Source organism: Streptomyces sp. NPDC000348, assembly GCF_042898795.1.
Taxonomy (GTDB): domain Bacteria; phylum Actinomycetota; class Actinomycetes; order Streptomycetales; family Streptomycetaceae; genus Streptomyces.
On sequence record NZ_JBIAZD010000001.1, the window covers coordinates 19,082 to 37,276 of the forward strand.

The 18,195-nt window shown below is 71.9% G+C and carries 17 protein-coding genes; 8 read left to right on the plus strand and 9 right to left on the minus strand.

Annotated features, from left to right (window positions below; genetic code table 11):
- Nucleotides 1-271: 271 nt before the first annotated feature.
- Nucleotides 272-1,624, plus strand: coding sequence for a hypothetical protein (locus ACFY3N_RS00095; protein WP_390814375.1), 1,353 nt, complete (start codon nucleotides 272-274; stop codon nucleotides 1,622-1,624).
- Between the two features lie 199 nt (nucleotides 1,625-1,823).
- Here the strand turns inward: ACFY3N_RS00095 and ACFY3N_RS00100 are convergent, their stop codons facing one another.
- From ACFY3N_RS00100 to ACFY3N_RS00120, 5 genes are all read right to left on the minus strand, one after another.
- Complete coding sequence (locus tag ACFY3N_RS00100) at nucleotides 1,824-3,524, minus strand: methylmalonyl-CoA mutase (protein WP_390814376.1); 1,701 nt, start codon at nucleotides 3,522-3,524, stop codon at nucleotides 1,824-1,826.
- A 79-nt stretch (nucleotides 3,525-3,603) separates the two neighbouring features.
- The gene (locus ACFY3N_RS00105) at nucleotides 3,604-3,936 is read right to left on the minus strand and encodes a DUF3817 domain-containing protein (RefSeq protein ID WP_390814377.1); all 333 of its coding nucleotides are present in this window, start codon (nucleotides 3,934-3,936) and stop codon (nucleotides 3,604-3,606) included.
- Between the two features lie 43 nt (nucleotides 3,937-3,979).
- Nucleotides 3,980-4,489, minus strand: a complete 510-nt coding sequence (locus ACFY3N_RS00110; protein WP_390814378.1) for a MarR family winged helix-turn-helix transcriptional regulator — start codon at nucleotides 4,487-4,489, stop codon at nucleotides 3,980-3,982.
- A gap of 61 nt (nucleotides 4,490-4,550) precedes the next feature.
- Nucleotides 4,551-4,853: an MTH1187 family thiamine-binding protein gene (locus ACFY3N_RS00115; RefSeq protein ID WP_390814379.1), complete on the minus strand. Its 303-nt coding sequence runs from the start codon at nucleotides 4,851-4,853 to the stop codon at nucleotides 4,551-4,553.
- Nucleotides 4,850-5,194, minus strand: a complete 345-nt coding sequence (locus ACFY3N_RS00120) for a DUF3817 domain-containing protein (RefSeq protein ID WP_390814380.1) — start codon at nucleotides 5,192-5,194, stop codon at nucleotides 4,850-4,852. The genes ACFY3N_RS00115 and ACFY3N_RS00120 overlap by 4 nt, the downstream gene beginning before the upstream one ends.
- 295 nt (nucleotides 5,195-5,489) lie before the next feature.
- On the opposite strand from ACFY3N_RS00120, the gene ACFY3N_RS00125 reads away from it, so the two are divergent.
- The 4 genes from ACFY3N_RS00125 (at nucleotide 5,490) to ACFY3N_RS00140 (ending at nucleotide 8,145) form a co-directional block, all read left to right on the plus strand.
- Nucleotides 5,490-6,122, plus strand: a complete 633-nt coding sequence (locus ACFY3N_RS00125) for an AIM24 family protein (protein ID WP_390815009.1) — start codon at nucleotides 5,490-5,492, stop codon at nucleotides 6,120-6,122.
- A 1-nt stretch (nucleotide 6,123) separates the two neighbouring features.
- Nucleotides 6,124-6,774, plus strand: coding sequence for an AIM24 family protein (locus ACFY3N_RS00130; RefSeq protein WP_390814381.1), 651 nt, complete (start codon nucleotides 6,124-6,126; stop codon nucleotides 6,772-6,774).
- On the plus strand, nucleotides 6,771-7,571 hold the full coding sequence (locus ACFY3N_RS00135) for an AIM24 family protein (RefSeq protein ID WP_390814382.1): 801 nt from the start codon (nucleotides 6,771-6,773) through the stop codon (nucleotides 7,569-7,571). The genes ACFY3N_RS00130 and ACFY3N_RS00135 overlap by 4 nt, the downstream gene beginning before the upstream one ends.
- A gap of 97 nt (nucleotides 7,572-7,668) precedes the next feature.
- Nucleotides 7,669-8,145, plus strand: a complete 477-nt coding sequence (locus ACFY3N_RS00140; protein ID WP_390814383.1) for a MarR family winged helix-turn-helix transcriptional regulator — start codon at nucleotides 7,669-7,671, stop codon at nucleotides 8,143-8,145.
- 13 nt (nucleotides 8,146-8,158) lie between these two features.
- Here ACFY3N_RS00140 and ACFY3N_RS00145 read toward each other — a convergent pair whose 3' ends face one another.
- Both ACFY3N_RS00145 and ACFY3N_RS00150 read right to left on the minus strand, forming a co-directional pair.
- Nucleotides 8,159-9,577: an ATP-binding protein gene (locus ACFY3N_RS00145; RefSeq protein WP_390814384.1), complete on the minus strand. Its 1,419-nt coding sequence runs from the start codon at nucleotides 9,575-9,577 to the stop codon at nucleotides 8,159-8,161.
- A complete protein-coding gene (locus ACFY3N_RS00150) occupies nucleotides 9,574-10,239 on the minus strand; it encodes a response regulator transcription factor (RefSeq protein ID WP_390814385.1) in 666 nt (221 codons plus the stop codon). Before ACFY3N_RS00150 ends, ACFY3N_RS00145 begins: the two co-directional genes overlap by 4 nt.
- Nucleotides 10,240-10,355: 116 nt before the next feature.
- On the opposite strand from ACFY3N_RS00150, the gene ACFY3N_RS00155 reads away from it, so the two are divergent.
- Nucleotides 10,356-11,051 carry a PepSY domain-containing protein gene (locus ACFY3N_RS00155; protein ID WP_390814386.1) on the plus strand — a complete coding sequence of 232 codons (696 nt, stop codon included), beginning with the start codon at nucleotides 10,356-10,358 and terminating at the stop codon, nucleotides 11,049-11,051.
- Between the two features lie 170 nt (nucleotides 11,052-11,221).
- On the opposite strand, the gene meaB is transcribed toward ACFY3N_RS00155, so the two are convergent.
- The gene (meaB, locus tag ACFY3N_RS00160; protein WP_390814387.1) at nucleotides 11,222-12,178 is read right to left on the minus strand and encodes a methylmalonyl Co-A mutase-associated GTPase MeaB; all 957 of its coding nucleotides are present in this window, start codon (nucleotides 12,176-12,178) and stop codon (nucleotides 11,222-11,224) included.
- 51 nt (nucleotides 12,179-12,229) lie between these two features.
- A complete protein-coding gene (locus ACFY3N_RS00165; protein ID WP_390814388.1) occupies nucleotides 12,230-13,423 on the minus strand; it encodes an acetyl-CoA C-acetyltransferase in 1,194 nt (397 codons plus the stop codon).
- Nucleotides 13,424-13,609: 186 nt separating this feature from the next.
- Between ACFY3N_RS00165 and mce the strand changes: the two genes are divergently transcribed.
- Together mce and scy are read left to right on the plus strand one after the other, a co-directional pair.
- A complete protein-coding gene (gene mce / locus ACFY3N_RS00170) occupies nucleotides 13,610-14,050 on the plus strand; it encodes a methylmalonyl-CoA epimerase (RefSeq protein WP_390814389.1) in 441 nt (146 codons plus the stop codon).
- Between the two features lie 229 nt (nucleotides 14,051-14,279).
- Nucleotides 14,280-18,161 (plus strand): polarized growth protein Scy, encoded by a 3,882-nt coding sequence (gene scy / locus ACFY3N_RS00175; RefSeq protein ID WP_390814390.1) that lies wholly within the window; start codon nucleotides 14,280-14,282, stop codon nucleotides 18,159-18,161.
- Nucleotides 18,162-18,195: the final 34 nt, after the last annotated feature.

Here is an 18,195-nt window from a genome sequence, read left to right on the forward strand (position 1 = left end):
CCGCCGTGCGGGCCGGATCACTGCGGCACGCGCGGAACCGGTCGGGGCGCGCGTCGAGCCGCGGATACGGAGTTCCGGATTCCTGGCTCCGCGCCGCGGAGTCCCGACGGACGGCGCCGCGCGCCTTCCTCCCCGGTCGTCCGACCGGTGTGCCGCCGTGATTCAAGGGGATCCGCGCCGCAGAATCCTGGCGGGCGGCGCCCTGCGCCGTCCCCTCCGGTCGTCCAACCGGTGTGCCGCCGTGATTCATGGGACACAGAAGGGCACTACCTTGCGCATACTCAGACGGGCGCTGGGCACCACGCTCACCGCAGCCCTCGGTTCGCTGCTGCTGACCGTTCCGGGAGCCGCCCCGGCGTTCGCGGCGGGCGGCGTGCCGCTGCCGTTGTACTCCCTCGCCGACATGGAGGTCGACGGGAGCAACCAGCGGGTCTTCCTCAGCATGCCCGCGGGAGCGGACGGCCGGGTCGTGGTGACGGACTACGACGGCGGGAACAGCACCTGGCTGGACGGCCTGCCGGGCGCCGGCGGGCTGGCCCTCTCGCCCGACTCCCGGACCCTCTACGTGGCCGCGCGGGACATCGACACCATCGTCGCGTACGACACCGCGACACTGACGGAGACCGCACGGTACTTCGTGGGCGAGGACACCGCCCCGTGGAGCCTGGCTGTCGCGGGCGGGAAGCTGTGGTTCGGGTACGGCTCCGGCGGGGACCTCGGGTCGGTCGACGTGTCCGGTGCCGAGCCGGTGGTCGAGCTCGGTCTGGACGGTTCACTGGACTGGGGGGCGGAGCTCGTCGCCTCCCCCGCCGACCCCGATGTGCTGGTGGCCGGCACGGGCAACCCCAACGTCAACACCCTCACGGTGTACGACGTGGGCAGCGGATCACCCGAGGTGACCGCCCGACGGGTCTTCTCCGGGACCGAGATGAACGGTCTGCGGGACCTGGACGTGACACCCGACGGCCGGAGCGTCGTCGTGGCCGCCCTCATCTCGCCCGGCTACCAGGCCTTCCGCCTCGACGACCTCTCGGGCCAGGGAACCCCCGCGGCTTCGCCCTCTCCCCTGGCCGTCGCCGTCGCACCCGACGGCACGGTGGCCGGAGGAACCTCCAACAACAGCGTCGACGTGCCGGACCTGTCCTTCTACGCGCCGGGCGCTCCCGCTCCGCTGACCGCGGTCGAGCTGGGCGGTGACACCGAGAGGCTGGTGGAGGAGGGGCTGGCCTGGGCGCCGGACGGGAGCCGGGTCTTCGCCGTGACGCAGCAGACCGGCGTCATGGGACTCCGGTTCCACGCGCGGCAGGTCGCCACCACCGTGCAGACCACCCTTGCCCTGGAGGCGCCCCCGACCAGCAGGAGGTACCGGGAACTGACCGTCACCGGCACCCTGGCTCCGGCGGCCGGCTTCGCTCCCGGCACCACCGTCGCGGTGAAGCGCTACGACGCCACCGCTCCGGAAGGCACCTCGCTGGGCACCGTCACCGTGTCGGCCGACGGCACCTTCGCCGTGACCGACACGCCGAGCAGGGTGGGTCAGGTGAGGTACGGCGTGGAGTACGCCGGTGACCCCTGGCACACCGCGGCCTCCGCCGAGGTGACCGTGGAGATCACCCGCTACTGACACGGCCTCCGGCACTGACGTCGCCGTGGCCCGGATCAGGATTCCGGACCACGGCGCTCTCCCCTCTGCGCGGTCTCGGCGCAGGACACCGGCTCCACGCCCGGGACGCCGCTGACCGACGGCGCGTCCCGGTCGGCACGACGGCGGGGGCGTCCGCGCCGGCGGACGCTCCCGCCGCCCCGGCCGAGTGGCGTCGGGTCTAGAAGCCGGCGGGCTCCGTGTACACACCCCACTCATCGCGCAGGACGCCGCAGATCTCGCCGAGGGTCGCCTCCGCGCGTACGGCGTCGAGCATCGGCCCGATCATGTTGGCGCCGGAGCGGGCGGCCCCGACCATGGCGTCGAGCGCGCCGCGCACCTTCGCGTCGTCGCGGGCGGCCTTGCGCTCGCCGAGGAGCCGCACCTGTTCGCGCTCCACCTCGTGGCTGACCCGCAGGATCTCCAGGTCGCCGGTGACCGAGCCGGTGTGGACGTTGACGCCGACGACCCGCTTGTCGCCCTTCTCCAGCGCCTGCTGGTAGCGGAACGCCGACTCGGCGATCTCGCCGGTGAACCAGCCGTCCTCGATGCCGCGCAGGATGCCGGAGGTGATCGGCCCGATCGGGTGCCTGCCGTCCGGGTGGGCGCGCAGGCCCCGCTCCTTGATCTGCTCGAAGATCTTCTCGGCGTCCGCCTCGATGCGGTCGGTGAGCTGTTCGACGTACCAGGAACCGCCCAGCGGGTCCGCGACGTTGCCGACGCCGGTCTCCTCCATCAGCACCTGCTGGGTGCGCAGGGCGATCTCGGCGGCCTGCTCGCTGGGCAGCGCGAGGGTCTCGTCGAGGGCGTTGGTGTGCAGGGAGTTGGTCCCGCCGAGCACGGCGGCCAGCGCCTCCACGGCGGTCCGCACGACGTTGTTGTACGGCTGCTGCGCGGTCAGCGAGACGCCGGCGGTCTGGGTGTGGAACCGCAGCCACTGCGCCTTCTCGCTCCTCGCGCCGTAGACGTCCCGCATCCAGCGCGCCCAGATCCGCCTGGCCGCGCGGAACTTGGCGATCTCCTCGAAGAAGTCGACGTGCGCGTCGAAGAAGAAGGAGAGGCCGGGGGCGAAGACGTCGACGTCGAGCCCGCGGCTGAGCCCCAGCTCCACGTACCCGAAGCCGTCCGCGAGCGTGTACGCAAGCTCCTGCGCGGCCGTCGACCCGGCCTCCCGGATGTGGTAGCCGGAGACGGAGAGCGGCTTGTAGGCGGGGATGCCGGCCGCGCAGTGCTCCATCAGGTCGCCGATCAGGCGCAGATGGGGCTCGGGCTGGAAGAGCCACTCCTTCTGCGCGATGTACTCCTTGAAGATGTCCGTCTGCAGCGTGCCGTTGAGCACGGCGGGATCGACGCCCTGACGCTCGGCGGCGACGAGGTACATGCAGAAGACGGGCACGGCGGGACCGCTGATGGTCATCGACGTGGTGACGTCCCCGAGCGGGATGTCCCGGAACAGCACCTCCATGTCGGCCGCCGAGTCGATCGCCACCCCGCAGTGGCCGACCTCGCCCAGGGAGCGCGGGTCGTCGGAGTCGCGGCCCATGAGGGTCGGCATGTCGAAGGCGACGGAGAGCCCGCCCCCGCCGTTGCCGAGGATCATCTTGTAGCGCTCGTTGGTCTGCTCGGCGTTGCCGAAGCCGGCGAACTGCCGGATGGTCCACGTCCGCCCGCGGTAGCCGGTCGGGTACAGCCCGCGGGTGAAGGGGTACTCCCCCGGCCAGCCGATCCGCTCGAACCCCTCATAGGTGTCCCCGGCCCGGGGCCCGTACACCGGCTCCACGGGATCGCCGGAGAGCGTGGTGAAATCCGCGTCGCGCTTGCGCGCGGCGTCGTACCGGGCCTGCCAGCGACGGCGGCCCTCCTCGATGGCGTCAGCGTCCATGCTCTCGAATTTACTAGGACGTCCAAGTAAATGTCGATGGGAGACCGCCGCACGCTGCTCCGTACGGCGGTGGGACGCGTTACGCGACCGCGGGGGCTTCCTCCGCGACCTTGCCCTCAAGCTCGCGGCTGATCCTGCGCTCCACGAAGAACGCGGCGGTGGGGATCGTCCCGGCGAGCAGCACCCAGAGCTGCTTCTTGACCGGCCACTTCGCCTTGGAACCGAGGTCGAAGGCGAAGATCAGGTAGACGACGTAGAGCCAGCCGTGGGCGATGCTGACCACCTGGGTGAAGTCGGCCGCGCCGCCCATGTCGAGCACGTACTTGCCGATCATGCCGAGGGTCAGCGCGACGAGGAGAACACCGGTGACGTAGGCCATGATCCGGTAGCGGGTCAGCACGCTCTTCTTCATGGAGTCGAGCGTAACGGGCCGTTCCGGGAGATCTTGTCCCGGGTCACTCCTCCTCGAAGTCCCCCGCCGCCAGGCGCAGCGGGCGGAGCATCGCGAAGAGCTCGCCGCACTCCTCGGCGTCGTAGGCGCCCAGGCCGAAGTCCATGGCCATCAGGTCGCGGGTGGCGGCCTCGACCACCTCGCGGCCCTTGTCGGTGATGGTCGCGAGGGTGCCGCGGCCGTCGTTGGGGTTGGGGCGCTTGGCGACCAGACCCGACCTCACCAGGCGGTCCACGGTGTTCGTCACCGACGTGGGGTGCACCATGAGCCGCTCGCCGATCTTGGACATCGGCAGCTCACCGGACTTGGAGAAGGTCAGCAGCACCAGCGCCTCGTACCGCGCGAACGTGAGTCCGTACGGTTTGACGACCGCGTCCACCTCGGCCAGCAGGATCTGCTGCGCCCGCATGATCGAGGTGATCGCGGCCATCGACGGCACGTTTCCCCAGCGCTGCTTCCAGAGCTCGTCGGCGCGGGCGATGGGATCGAACGAGAGACTGAGCGGCTTCGGCACGGACCAGACCCTACCGGCCGGTCATATGTCGGTCAGCCTCGTCTCGCCCATCGGTCCGCGGTCAGCCGCCGGGCTGCGCCAGGTGACGTTCGACGGTCTCCACCTTCGAGGTGAGACCGTCCGTCACGCCCGGGCGGATGTCCGCCTTGAGGACCAGGGAGACCCGCGGCGCGCGTGCCTCCACGGCGGCCACGGCGCGCCTCACCACGTCCATGACCTCGTCCCACTCGCCCTCGATCGAGGTGAACATCGCGTCGGTGCGGTTCGGGAGGCCGGATTCGCGGACCACGCGCACGGCGTCGGCGACGTACTCCCCCACGTCCTCGCCGACACCGAGCGGCGTCACGGAGAAGGCGACGATCACGCGTTCACCACCTTCTCGTTGCGGGCGCGGGAGGCGATCACCGCGTCCTCGGCCTCGCGCTTGAGGCGGCGGTCGGCGAAGAAGCCGCCGGTGGGCAGGACCGACATCAGGAAGTAGAAGGCGGCGGTCCCCAGCGACCACTTGGCGCGGTTCCAGGCGTCGGCCCAGAAGAGCACGTAGAGGACGAAGAGGAAGCCGTGGACCGCGCCCATCACCGGGACGGCGTTGAAGTCGGTCGTCCGCTTCAGGACCGAGCAGACGAGCAGCAGGAGGAACGAGATCGCTTCGGGGCCCGAGACCAGGCGGAGGCGGCGGAGGGCGGAGGCGGTCTTGATGTCCACGGGTCACCTTCGGTGGGAGAGACGTCGGCGTTGACGGGTCGGACGGCTTGTGAACGCACGCACAAGCGTCCCGCCATTGTGGCAAACGCCGTCCGTGATCACCGGAGGGGGTCCCCGTCGAACCTTCGGCGATGGGAGCGTTCCTCCCGGCCTGATGCCGCTTATACGGTGTTCTGCCGGGAGAAACGCTCCCATCGTTCCGCCGGGGCGGGACCGCGCACCCCGTACGGGTCCGACTCCGCCCTCGGGATCTGTCGGCGGGGGCGAAGGTGCGGCTACCGTCGCAGGCGTGGCGATGTTCCGACTTCAGAGCAGCAAGGTGCTCGCCGTCGACATGACCGGGGATGCCGTGAAGGCGAAGAACGGCTCCATGGTCGCGTACGACGGTGAGATGGCCTTCAAGAAGCTCAGCGGTGGCGGTGAGGGGCTGCGGGGGATGGTGACCCGCAGGCTCACGGGCGAGCAGATGACACTGATGGAGGTGAAGGGGCACGGGACCTGCTTTTTCGCGGACCGGGCCTCCGAGATCAATCTGGTGGGTCTGCAGGGCGACAAGCTGTACGTGGAGTCCAGCAATCTGCTGGCGACGGACGGGGGGCTGCGCACGGGGACGAGTTTCACGGGGATGCGCGGGGCCTCGCAGGGCAACGGGCTGTTCACGACGACGGTCGAGGGGCACGGCCAGGCGGCGCTCCTGTCGGACGGGCCGGCGGTGCTGCTCCGGGTCAGCCCGCAGTACCCGCTGACGGTCGATCCCGGCGCCTATGTGGCCCACCAGGGGAACCTGCGGCAGTCCTTCCAGTCGGGTGTGACCTTCCGCACGCTGCTGGGCGAGGGCGGCGGCGAGGCCTTCCAGATCCGGTTCGAGGGCGACGGGCTGGTCTACGTGCAGCCCAGTGAGCGGAACACGATCGCGGGGGATGTGTGACATGGGCTTCCGTGAGATCAACGCGAAGATGATCGAGGCGACCGTGTCGCCGGGTCAGCGGCTGTTCAGCCAGCGCGGCGCGATGCTCGCGTACAAGGGGGAGGTGAGCTTCACCCCGAACATGGCCGGCGGCCAGGGCGGGCTGATGTCGATGATCGGCCGGCGCGTGGCCGACGAGGACACGCCGCTGATGACCGTCGAGGGCAGCGGCACCGTCCTGTTCGGGCACGGCGGCCATCACATCCAGGTGATCCACCTCGCCGGGGACACGCTGTACGTCGAGGCCGACCGGCTGCTCGCCTTCGAGGGCACGCTGCAGCAGGGCACGGTGTTCCTCGGCTCGCAGGGCGGGGTGATGGGCATGGTCCGGGGGCAGGTCTCCGGGCAGGGACTGTTCACCACCTCACTGAAGGGGCACGGCTCCGTCGCCGTGATGGCCCACGGAGGGGTCATCGAGGTCCCGATCACCCCGCAGCGGCCGGTGCACGTCGACCCGCAGGCCTACGTCGCCCACCACGGCGACGTCCGCAACAAGCTGTCGACCGCCCTCGGCTGGCGCGACATGGTGGGCCGCGGCTCCGGCGAGGCCTTCCAGTTGGAGCTGAGCGGCAGCGGTGCCGTGTACGTCCAGGCCTCGGAGGAGAAACTGTGAGCACGTACGGAGCCCCGGGCGCCGGGCCCACGGCCTTCGACCCGACGACGCTGCCGGCCGACGACAACGTCGATCACTACACCTTCTGCGTGGAGCTCAAGGGCACCCAGTGGTTCATGCAGAAGGGGAAGATGATCGCCTACTACGGCTCGATCGAGTTCAACGGCATCGGGCACGGGCGGCTCGACCGGCTCGTCCGCACGTCGTTCCATTCGCCTCTGCACGCGAGCGACTGGGTCGTGGCGGAGGGCTCGGGCAAGATGCTCCTCGCCGACCGGGCCTTCGACGTCAACTCGTACGACCTCGAGGACGGCAACCTGACCATTCGCTCGGGCAACCTGCTGGCTTTTCAGCCAAGTCTGTCACTGAAGCAGTCGATCGTGCCGGGCTTCCTGACGCTGATCGGAACCGGAAAGTTCGTGGCCGCCTCCAACGGTCCGGTGGTGTTCATGGAACCCCCCATCCGGGTGGACCCGCAGGCGCTGGTCGGATGGGCCGACTGCCCCTCCCCCTGCCACCACTACGACCACGGTTACATGACCGGCGTGATGGGCGGTCTACGTGCGCTGACGGGCCTCGGCGGGGCCTCCGGCGAGGAGCACCAGTTCGAGTTCGTGGGGGCGGGCACGGTGCTGCTCCAGTCGTCCGAGACCCTGATGGCGGAGCAGGCCACGGGGGTGACCCCGCATGAGCCCGGGGTGCCCGGGGGAGGGGTTCCGGGTGGTCACGGCCAGGGGGCGGGCACACCGCGCCTTCCCGGACAGCTGGGCGACCTCCAGCGTCGCTTCGGGCTGTGAGCGGTAGTGTGCGGGGTGTGACATCGAACGCCTGCGCAAGGTGTCACACGGAAGCCTTACTAGTTCGCCATTCAACTTCCTTAGGTAGACTTCATTCATGGAGACCGAGACGGCCACCCGCTGGCTGACCAATGCGGAGCAGTGCGCCTGGCGCACCCACCTGGAGGTCAACAGGCTGTTGACGTACCAGCTCGAGAAGGACCTCCAGCCGTTCGGCCTGACGATGAACGACTACGAGATCCTGGTGAACCTGTCCGAGTCGGAGGACCGGCGGATGCGGATGAGCGACCTCGCCTCCGCGACCATGCAGTCCAAGAGCCGCCTCTCCCACCAGATCACCCGCATGGAGAACGCGGACCTGGTCCGGCGGGAGAACTGCGAGTCCGACCGCCGCGGGCTCTACGCGGTCCTCACCGACCACGGCATGGAGACCATGCAGAAGGTCGCGCCCCATCATGTGGCGTCCGTGCGCCGGCACTTCATCGACCTGCTCTCCCCCGAGGCGCTCACCGAGCTCGACAAGGCCCTCAAGCCCATCGCGGAGCACCTGCGCGGGCAGCGGGGACGTCTCTGACCCGCTCCCGGTCTCACCCGGCGAGCGGCAGGCGGAGTTCGAACAGGGCTCCGCCGGCCGGCGCCGCACCCGCCGTCAGCGTCCCGCCGTGCCGTACGGCGACGTCCCTCGCGATCGCCAGCCCCAGCCCCGCGCCACCGTCGTCGCGGCTGCGGGCGGCGTCCAGCCGTACGAACCGCTCGAAGATCCGCTCCCGGTCGGCCTCGGCCACCCCGTCGCCGTCGTCGGCCACGCGGAGGACCGCCCGGTCGCCCTCCCGCCGCACGGTCACGGTGACGTGCTCGCGGGCGTGCCGCCCGGCGTTGTCCAGCAGGTTGGCGAGCACCCGGCCGAGCTGCCCCCGCGATCCGGTGACCTCCACCGGCTCCGCGTCCACCGTCACGCCCGTACGTCCCGCGGCCTCCTCGCGGGCCAGCGCGGACAGGTCGATCCGGGCGTCGGAGGGCCGCTCCCCCGCGTCCAGCCGGGCGAGCAGCAGCAGATCGGCGGCGAGGTGCTGGAGCCGCACGGTGTCCTCGACGGCACCGTCCAGGTCGAGCAGTTCGGGGTGGGCGGCGGCCACCTCCAGCTGGGTGCGCAGGGACGCGATCGGGCTGCGCAGCTCGTGCGAGGCGTCGGCGACGAACCGCCGCTGCCGCTCCACGGACGCCTCCAGCGCGGCCAGTGTCTCGTTGGTGGTGCGGGCCAGGCGGGCGATCTCGTCGTGCGTGGCCGGTTCGGGGACGCGGCGGGCGAGGTCCTCGGAGGCGGTGATCGCGGCCATCTCGCTCCGGATGCCCTCCACCGGGCGCAGCGCCCGGCCGGTGACCAGCCAGGTCACCGCGGCGACGACCGCCAGGAGCAGCGGGAAGCCGATGAGCATCACGGTCAGCGCGGTCCGCACCGCGCTGTGTTCGGCGGCCAGGGGGGCGCCCGCGTGGACGGTGAGGCGGCCGCGGTCGGGGGTCTCGACCTCCACGGCGGCGAAGCGGTAGTCCTCGGTGTCGCCGTCGATGGTGGCGGAGCCGTTGCTGAAGGTGGTCTCGTCGGCGATCTCACCGGGGGTGAGGGACTCGCCGGAGTCGTCGGAGTCGTCGTCGGAGTCGTCATCGTCGTCGCCCGGTGCCGGCTGCCGCGGCTTCACGTCGGTCGTCGCCGTGCCGGTGATCCGCTCCAGGTCCTCGCCGGCCGCGACCAGTCTCCCGTCCTCGTCGACGATCTGCACCGGGCGGTCGTCGCCGTCCAGGCCCGACAGTCTGTCGTACGGCGTCCGGGCGGCGAGTTCGGAGGCGACCGCCCGCGCGGAGCGCTCCGCCTGGGTGCCCGCCTCGCCGATCAGGTTGGAGCGCAGCGACAGCAGTACGGCGGTGCCGGCCGCGACGAGGGCGACGGCGACCACGAGGGTGGCGCCGAGCGTCGCCCGTGCGCGGACCGAGCCGAACAGGCGGCTCACGGCGCCGTCTCCAGCCGGTAGCCGGCGCCGCGCACGGTGCGGATGAGACCGGCGCGCAGCTTGCGGCGCAGGGCGCTGACGTAGACCTCGACGATGTTGGGGTCGCCCTCGTAGGCGAAGTCCCAGACGTGCTCGAGGATGTCGGCCTTGGAGACCACCTCGCCGGCCCGCAGCACCAGGTGCTCGAGCACCGAGAACTCCTTGGTGGTCAGGGCCACTTCCTCCCCGTCCAGGAAGACCCGGCGGGCGGCGGTGTCCACCTTGAGGTCGCCGTGCACATGGACCGGGGAGGCCCCGGTGGCCGGCCGGCGGCGCAGCAGCGCCTTGATCCTGGCGACGAGGACGACGTACGAGAACGGTTTGGTGAGGTAGTCGTCGGCGCCCGTGTCCAGGCCCTCGGCCTCGTCGTACTCGCCGTCCTTCGCCGTGAGCATCAGGATCGGCACGTCGTGTCCGGCGGCGCGCAGGGCCGCGCAGACGCGGTAGCCGTTCAGGCCGGGCAGCATGATGTCGAGGACGAGGAGGTCGTACGTCCCCTCCGTGGCCCGGTGCAGCCCCTCCCGGCCGTCGTGGACGACGTCCACGGCGTAGCCCTCGGCGGTGAGGCCCTTGGCGAGGGAGAGGGCGAGGCGTTTTTCGTCCTCGATGATCAGCAAGCGCATGGGGCCAAGGGTCGCAAAACGAAGCTGAAGATCCCTTCAGCCGGTTTCAGGTTCCTCTCAGCGTCGGTCGGCGAGATTGAAGGCGTCGAAAACCAAGCAGCTCGGGAGGAACCAGCATGAAGCGCAACATCGTGATCGCCGTCGTCACGGCCGCGGCCCTCGTCGGGGGCGGTACGGCGACGGCCCTCGCGGTCTCGGGGGACGACGCGCCGACGACGCGGGTGACGGAGACGGCGGCGGACCGGGCGGCGGACGACGACGGGCGCGACGACGACGGGCGCGACGACGACGGGCGCGACGACGACCGGGGGCGTGCGGGCACCGGGGGTCAGGACGACGACAGCGACGACCGGGACGGTGACGACGACGCCCGCGTCGCCCCCTCCGGTGGGGTGACCGCCGCCGAGGCCATCGCCGCCGCGCTGAAGCACACGCCGGGTACGGCCGTCTCCGCCGAGCTGGACGACTCGGTCTGGGAGGTCGACGTCCTCGGCAGGGGGGACGACTGGCACAGCGTGCGCGTCGACCCGGGCAGCGGGAAGGTGCTGGGCGCCTCGAAGGACGACGAGGACGACGCCGCCGAGGTGCGGGCCGCGCTGAAGGGGGCGTCGGTGACGGCCGAGGAGGCCGCGAAGGCGGCTGCCGCCGAGGGAGCGGTGGTCTCCGTGGAGCTCGATGACGACGACGACCGGGGGTGGGAGGCCGAGACGCGTGCCTCCTCCGGTGACGAGCGGGACTGGCGGGTCGGCCTGAGCAGCGGCAAGGTCACGGCGGACCGGGGCGACGACAAGGGCGACTCGGACGACGACTGATTGTTGTCGCCCCCGCCGCCCCTACCCGTCCCGTCCCCGGGGGGCTGCGCCCCCCGGACCCCCCTTTCGGCCCTGAACGGGCCTCGTCCTCAAACGCCGGACGGGCTGGTGGATGCCGGGCGGGCTGGTGGGTGCCGGGCGGGCTGGTGGGTGCCGGGCGGGCTGTGAAGTCAGCCCTGCGTCAGGCCCTCCACCAGTTCGTCCGCCGCCCGGTACGGGTCCAGTTCGCCGGCGATGATGCGTTCCGCGAGTGCGTCCAGGCGGCGGTCGCCGTGGAGGTCGCCGATGCGTTCCCTCAGGGCCGTGACCGCGATGGTCTCGACCTCGCGGGAGGCGCGGGCCAGGCGGCGGTCCGTCAGGACGCCGTGCTCCTCCATCCACGCGCGGTGCTTCTCCAGCGCCTCGACGACCTCGTCGACGCCCTCGCCCCGCGCGGCGACCGTCTTGACGATCGGGGGGCGCCAGTCTCCGGGGGCGCGGGACTCGCCGAGGCCGAGCATGTGGTTCAGCTCGCGGGCGGTGGCGTCGGCGCCGTCGCGGTCGGCCTTGTTGACGACGTAGACGTCGCCGATCTCCAGGATTCCGGCCTTGGCGGCCTGGATGCCGTCGCCCATGCCGGGGGCCAGCAGCACCACGGACGTGTCGGCCTGGGAGGCGATCTCCACCTCCGACTGGCCCACGCCCACCGTCTCGACCAGGATCACGTCGCAGCCGGCCGCGTCCAGGACCCGGATGGCCTGCGGCGCGGCCCACGCCAGACCGCCCAGGTGGCCCCGCGTCGCCATGGAGCGGATGTAGACGCCGGGGTCGGAGGCGTGTTCCGACATGCGGACACGGTCACCGAGCAGGGCTCCGCCGGAGAAGGGGGAGGACGGGTCGACGGCCAGGACGCCGACCCGCTTGCCCTGTTTGCGGTACGCGGTCACCAGGGCCGAGGTGGACGTCGACTTGCCCACGCCCGGGGAGCCGGTGAGGCCGACCACGTACGCGCCCCCGGTCAGCGGCGCCAGGGCCGCCATGACCTCCCTGAGCTGCAAAGACGCCCCCTCCACCAGGGAGATCAGCCGGGCCACGGCCCGTGGCCTGCCTTCCCTGGCCTGGGCGACCAGCGAGGAGACGTCCTGCATCACAGCTCCGTTCACGAGAGAAGACCCTGCAAACCTGCGAACAAATCCGGCTCAGGCCTTGGGTACCCGCACGATCAGCGCGTCACCCTGGCCGCCGCCGCCGCACAGCGCCGCCGCGCCGATGCCGCCGCCGCGCCGCTTCAGCTCCAGGGCGAGGTGCAGCACGAGCCGGGCGCCGGACATCCCGATCGGGTGACCCAGCGCGATGGCACCCCCGTTGACGTTCACCTTTTCGGTGGAAACGCCCAGGTCCTTCATTGACTGGACGGCGACCGCGGCGAAGGCCTCGTTGATCTCGATGAGGTCGAGGTCGGAAACCTCCAGGCCCTCCTTCTTCAGCGCGTGCCGGATCGCGTTGGACGGCTGCGACTGGAGGGAGTTGTCGGGGCCGGCCACGTTGCCGTGGGCGCCGATCTCGGCGATCCACTCCAGGCCCAGCTCCTGCGCCTTGGCCTTGCTCATCACGACCACGGCCGCCGCGCCGTCCGAGATCTGCGAGGAGGAGCCGGCGGTGATGGTGCCGTCCTTGGCGAACGCCGGGCGCAGCTTGCCCAGGGACTCGGCGGTGGTGTCGCCGCGGATGCCCTCGTCCTTGCTGAACAGGACCGGGTCGCCCTTGCGCTGCGGGATCTCGACCGGGGTGATCTCGGCCTCGAAGACGCCGTTCTTCTGCGCGGCGGCGGCCCGCTGGTGGGAGAGGGCGGCGATCTCGTCCTGCTCGGGGCGGGCGATGCCGAGGCGGGTGTTGTGCTTCTCGGTGGACTCGCCCATGGCGATGTTCTCGAAGGAGTCGGTCAGACCGTCGTGCGCCATGGCGTCGAGCATCTGCACCGCGCCGTACTTGAAGCCCTCGCGGGACTTCGGCAGCAGGTGCGGGGCGTTGGTCATGGACTCCTGGCCGCCGGCGACGACCACGTCGAACTCGCCGGCGCGGATCAGCTGGTCCGCGAGGGCGATGGCGTCGAGGCCGGAGAGGCACACCTTGTTGACGGTGAGCGCCGGGACGTTCATCGGGATGCCGGCCTTGACGGCGGCCTGGCGGGCCGGGATCTGCCCCGCCCCGGCCTGGAGCACCTGGCCCATGATCACGTACTGGACCTGGTCGCCGCCGATCCCCGCACGGTCGAGGGCGGCCTTGATCGCGAAGCCGCCGAGGTCGGCTCCCGAGAAGGACTTCAGCGAACCGAGCAGCCGACCCATCGGGGTGCGGGCGCCCGCGACGATGACGGAGGTCGTGCCGTTCATTGCGGAAGACGCGGATGATGCGGATGATGCGGAAGTCATGAGCTGCGGTCCCCTTCCGGCTGCACAGCCGAGGAGTGAACGAGGGTTTACTTCGAATGTACTGACGTGCGGTGGACCCCGTCATCGGCCTTTCGGTGTGATCGCGCGCACGTTGCGTAACCATCGCGGGAGCGCTGCACTGAATTCATGCTGACGCGAATCGACCACATCGGGATCGCCTGCTTCGACCTGGACAGGACCGTGGAGTTCTACCGGGCCACCTACGGCTTCGAGGTGTTCCACTCCGAGGTCAACGAGGAGCAGGGCGTGCGCGAGGCCATGCTCAAGATCAACGACACCTCGGACGGCGGCGCCTCCTACCTGCAGCTGCTGGAGCCGACCCGGGAGGACTCCACCGTCGCCAAGTGGCTGGCGAAGAACGGCGAGGGCGTCCACCACATCGCCTTCGGCACGGCGGACGTGGACGCGGAGGCCGCCGGCATCAAGGGCAAGGGCGTACGCGTTCTGTACGAAGAGCCCCGGCGCGGCTCCATGGGGTCACGAATCACCTTCCTGCACCCCAAGGACTGCCACGGCGTACTCACAGAACTGGTCACTTCGGCGCCCGTTGAGTCCTCCGAGCACTGACCCACGTACATAAGGGCCGGTAGGGTTGGGTCCGGTCGCCGCTCGATCCGTGGTGACCGAGTCCCGTCGTCTTTGGCGGCGGGATCGCCGGGGTCCGGGTTTCGGGGGGCGAGCGCGGGGCAGCAGCCCATGCTCCGCCGTTGATCTGACACCATTCCCCGGGGGCCCCGTTCGGCGGATGAACGGAGCTCGGCCAGACTTGCGACCAGGGGACGGATGGGACCGCGCAGTGCGGGGCTACGAGAGCCAGGAGCGAGAGCCGGCGGCTGACGTCGACCACCTCTCTCGGTTCGAAGCCGAGATGAAGCGGCTGAAGACCGAGCGGGAAAAGGCGATCCAGCACGCCGAGGACCTCGGCTACCAGGTCGAGGTGCTGCGCGCCAAGCTGCACGAGGCGCGGCGCACCATCATGTCCCGGCCCGCGTACGACGGCGGTGACCTCGGCTACCAGGCCGAGCAGTTGCTGCGCAACGCGCAGCTGCAGGCCGACCAGCTCCGCGCGGACGCCGAGCGGGAGCTGAGCCAGGCGCGGGCGCAGACCCAGCGGATCCTCCAGGAGCACGCCGAGCAGGCAGCCCGGCTCCAGGCGGAGCTGCACCAGGAGGCGGTGACCCGGCGCCAGCAGCTCGACCAGGAGCTGGCGGAGCGCCGGCAGACCGTCGAGTCGCACGTCAACGAGAACGTGGCCTGGGCGGAGCAGTTGCGCGCCCGCACCGAGCAGCAGGCCCGCCGGCTGCTCGACGAGTCCCGGGCGGAGGCCGAGCAGGCCCTGGCGGCCGCCCGCGCGGAGGCCGAGCGGCTGACCGCCGAGGCCCGCCAGCGGCTGCGGAGCGACGCCGAGTCGGCCCGCGCGGAGGCCGAGCAGATCCTGCGCCGGGCCCGCGCGGACGCCGAGCGGCTGCTGAACGCCGCCTCCACGCAGGCCCAGGAGGCCACCGACCACGCCGAGCAGCTGCGGACGTCCACGGCCACCGAGTCGGAGTCCGCGCGCCGTCGGGCGCAGGAGCTCAGCAGGGCCGCCGAGGAGCGGATGGCGCAGGCCGAGACCGCGCTGCGCGAGGCCCGTGCCGAGGCGGAGAAGGTGCTCGCCGAGGCGAAGGAGTCCGCCGCGAAGGCGCTCGCCTCCGCCGAGTCCGCCAACGAGACCCGGACGCGGACCGCCAAGGAGCAGGTGGCGCGGCTGGTCAGCGAGGCCACCAAGGAGGCGGAGTCCACCAAGGCGGACGCCGAGCAGCTGGTCGCCGACGCCCGCGCGGAGGCCGAGAAGATCGTCGCCGAGGCCGCCGAGAAGGCCCGCGCGATCACCGCGGAGGAGTCCGCGACGCAGCTGTCCAAGGCGGCGAAGACCGCCGAGGACGTGCTCAACAAGGCGTCGGAGGAGGCCAAGCGGACCACCAGGGCGGCGGCCGAGGAGGCCGAGCGGATCCGCGGGGAGGCCGAGGCCGAGGCGGACCGGCTGCGCGCCGAGGCGCACGACATCGCCGAGCAGCTCAAGGGCGCGGCGAAGGACGACACCAAGGAGTACCGCGCCAAGACGGTCGAGCTGCAGGAGGAGGCCCGCCGGCTGCGCGGCGAGGCCGAGCAGCTGCGCGCGGACGCGGTCGCCGAGGGCGAGAGGATCCGCGCGGAGGCCCGCAAGGAGGCCGTGGCGCAGATCGAGGAGGCGGCGAAGTCCGCCGAGGAGCTGCTCGCCAAGGCGAAGGCGGACGCCGACGAACTGCGCTCCACCGCGCAGACGGACAGCGAGAAGGTCCGCACCGAGGCCATCGAGCGCGCCACGACGCTGCGCCGGCAGGCCGAGGAGACGCTGGAGCGCACCCGTCAGGAGGCCGAGCGGCACCGCGCGGAGGTCGTCGAGCAGGCCGACGCGCTCAAGGAGGACGCCGAGCGGGCCGCGCGCGAGCTGCGCGAGGAGACCGAGCGGGCCGTGGAGGCCCGCCGCGCGGAGGCCGCCGGGGAGCTGACGCGGCTGCACGCGGAGGCCGAGGAGCGGCTCGCCGCGGCCGAGCAGGCGCTGAGCGACGCGCGTGAGGAGGCCGCCCGGATCCGCCGGGAGGCGTCCGAGGAGACCGAGCGGCTGCGCGCGGAGGCCGCCGAGCGGATCCGCGCGCTGCGGCAGCAGGCGGAGGCGGAGGCGGAGCGGCTGCGCGACGAGGCCGCCGCGGACGCGTCGGCGTCCCGCGCGGAGGGCGAGTCCGTCGCCGTACGGCTGCGGTCGGAGGCCGCGGCCGAGGCGGAGCGGCTGAAGTCGGAGGCGCAGGACAGCGCAGACCGGATGCGCGCGGAGGCGCAGGCCGCCGCCGAGCGGATCGCCGCGGAGGCGTCGGAGACGCTGACCGCCGCGCAGGAGGAGGCCGCCCGGCGCCGCCGCGAGGCCGAGGAACTCCTCGGCGCGGCCCGGCAGGAGGCCGGCCAGGAGCGCGAGCGGGCCCGCGAGCAGAGCGAGGAGCTGCTGGCGTCGGCGCGCACCCGTGTGGAGGAGGCGCAGGCCGAGGCCGTGCGGCTGGTCGAGGAGGCCGACCGGCGCGCCACCGAGATGGTGTCGGCGGCCGAGCTCCACGCCCAGCAGGTGCGGGACTCCGTCGCGGGGCTGCACGAGCAGGCCCAGGAGGAGATCGCCGGGCTGCGCAGCGCCGCCGAGCACGTGGCGGAGCGCACCCGCCGCGAGGCCGAGGAGGAGGCGGACCGGGTCCGCGCCGACGCCTACGCGGAGCGGGAGCGGGCGAGCGAGGACGCGGGCCGGCTGCGGCGCGAGGCGCAGGAGGAGACGGAGGCCGCGAAGGCGCTGGCCGAGCGCACGGTCACCGAGGCCGTCGCGGAGGCCGACCGGATCCGTACGGACGTGTCCGAGCACGCCCAGCGGGTGCGCACGGAGGCGTCGGACGCGATCGCCGAGGCGGAGCAGGCCGCGGCGCGCACCCGGGCGGACGCCCGCGAGGACGCCAACCGGATCCGTTCGGACGCGGCGACGCAGGCGGACACCCTCATCACCGAGGCCCGCAGTGAGGCCGAGCGGCTCACCGAAGAGACGATCGCGGAGACCGACCGGCTGCGCGTGGAGACGGTCGCCGAGGCCGAGCGGGTGCGGTCGGAGTCGGTGTCCAAGGCGGAGAAGCTGATCTCGGACGCCACCGGGGACGCGGAGCGGCTGCGGGCCGAGGCCGCGGAGACGGTCGGGTCGGCGCAGGCGCACGCGGAGCGGATCCGCCAGGAGGCCGAGCGGGTCAGGTCCGGCGCGGAGTCGGAGGCCGAGCGGATGGTGTCCGCCGCGCGCGAGGAGGCGGAGCGGACGCTGGACGAGGCCCGCAAGGACGCCAACAAGCGGCGCTCCGAGGCGGCCGAGCAGGTGGACACGCTCATCACGGAGACCACCGCCGAGGCGGACAAGCTGCTCACCGAGGCACAGCAGCAGGCGCTGAAGACGACGGCGGAGGCCGAGGCCCAGGCGGACACGATGGTCGGCGCGGCCCGCAGCGAGGCCGAGCGGATCGTCTCCGAGGCGACCGTCGAGGGCAACTCCCGGGTGGAGAAGGCCCGTACGGACGCGGACGAGCTGCTGGTCGGCGCGCGCCGGGACGCGACGCAGATCAGGGAGCGCGCCGAGGAGCTGCGCGACCGGATCACCGGTGAGATCGAGGAGCTGCACCAGCGGGCCCGCCGTGAGGCGGCGGAGACGATGAAGTCGACGGGCGACCGCTGCGACGCGCTCATCAAGGCCGCCGAGGAGCAGCTCGCCAAGGCGGAGGCGAAGGCCAAGGAGATCGTCTCCGAGGCCAACTCCGAGGCCGGCAAGGTGCGCATCGCCGCCGTGAAGAAGGCCGAGGGCCTGCTGAAGGAGGCGGAGCAGAAGAAGGCCAGCCTGGTGAGGGAGGCCGAGGAGCTGAAGGCCGAGGCGGTCCGGGAGGCGCGGCGCACGGTCGAGGAGGGCAAGCGCGAGCTGGAGGTGCTGGTGCGGCGCCGCGAGGACATCAACGCCGAGATCTCCCGCGTGCAGGACGTGCTGGAGGCGCTGGAGTCCTTCGAGGCGCCCTCGGGCGGCAAGGACAACGGGGTCAAGGCGGGGGCCGCGGCCGGTGCTACCCGTACGGGTGGCAAGTCATCGGATAGCTAGCAAAACGGACCAAATCCCCTGTACGGTGAGGCCT

Bases quoted from the DNA above. Each gene is read 5' to 3' on its own strand.
- ACFY3N_RS00100 (WP_390814376.1), bottom strand. From the start codon at position 3,524: ATGGACGCTGACGCCATCGAGGAGGGCCGCCGTCGCTGGCAGGCCCGG.
- ACFY3N_RS00105 (WP_390814377.1), bottom strand. From the start codon at position 3,936: ATGAAGAAGAGCGTGCTGACCCGCTACCGGATCATGGCCTACGTCACC.
- ACFY3N_RS00125 (WP_390815009.1), top strand. From the start codon at position 5,490: ATGTTCCGACTTCAGAGCAGCAAGGTGCTCGCCGTCGACATGACCGGG.
- ACFY3N_RS00130 (WP_390814381.1), top strand. From the start codon at position 6,124: ATGGGCTTCCGTGAGATCAACGCGAAGATGATCGAGGCGACCGTGTCG.
- ACFY3N_RS00140 (WP_390814383.1), top strand. From the start codon at position 7,669: ATGGAGACCGAGACGGCCACCCGCTGGCTGACCAATGCGGAGCAGTGC.
- ACFY3N_RS00150 (WP_390814385.1), bottom strand. From the start codon at position 10,239: ATGCGCTTGCTGATCATCGAGGACGAAAAACGCCTCGCCCTCTCCCTC.
- ACFY3N_RS00155 (WP_390814386.1), top strand. From the start codon at position 10,356: ATGAAGCGCAACATCGTGATCGCCGTCGTCACGGCCGCGGCCCTCGTC.
- meaB (WP_390814387.1), bottom strand. From the start codon at position 12,178: ATGCAGGACGTCTCCTCGCTGGTCGCCCAGGCCAGGGAAGGCAGGCCA.
- ACFY3N_RS00165 (WP_390814388.1), bottom strand. From the start codon at position 13,423: ATGAACGGCACGACCTCCGTCATCGTCGCGGGCGCCCGCACCCCGATG.
- mce (WP_390814389.1), top strand. From the start codon at position 13,610: ATGCTGACGCGAATCGACCACATCGGGATCGCCTGCTTCGACCTGGAC.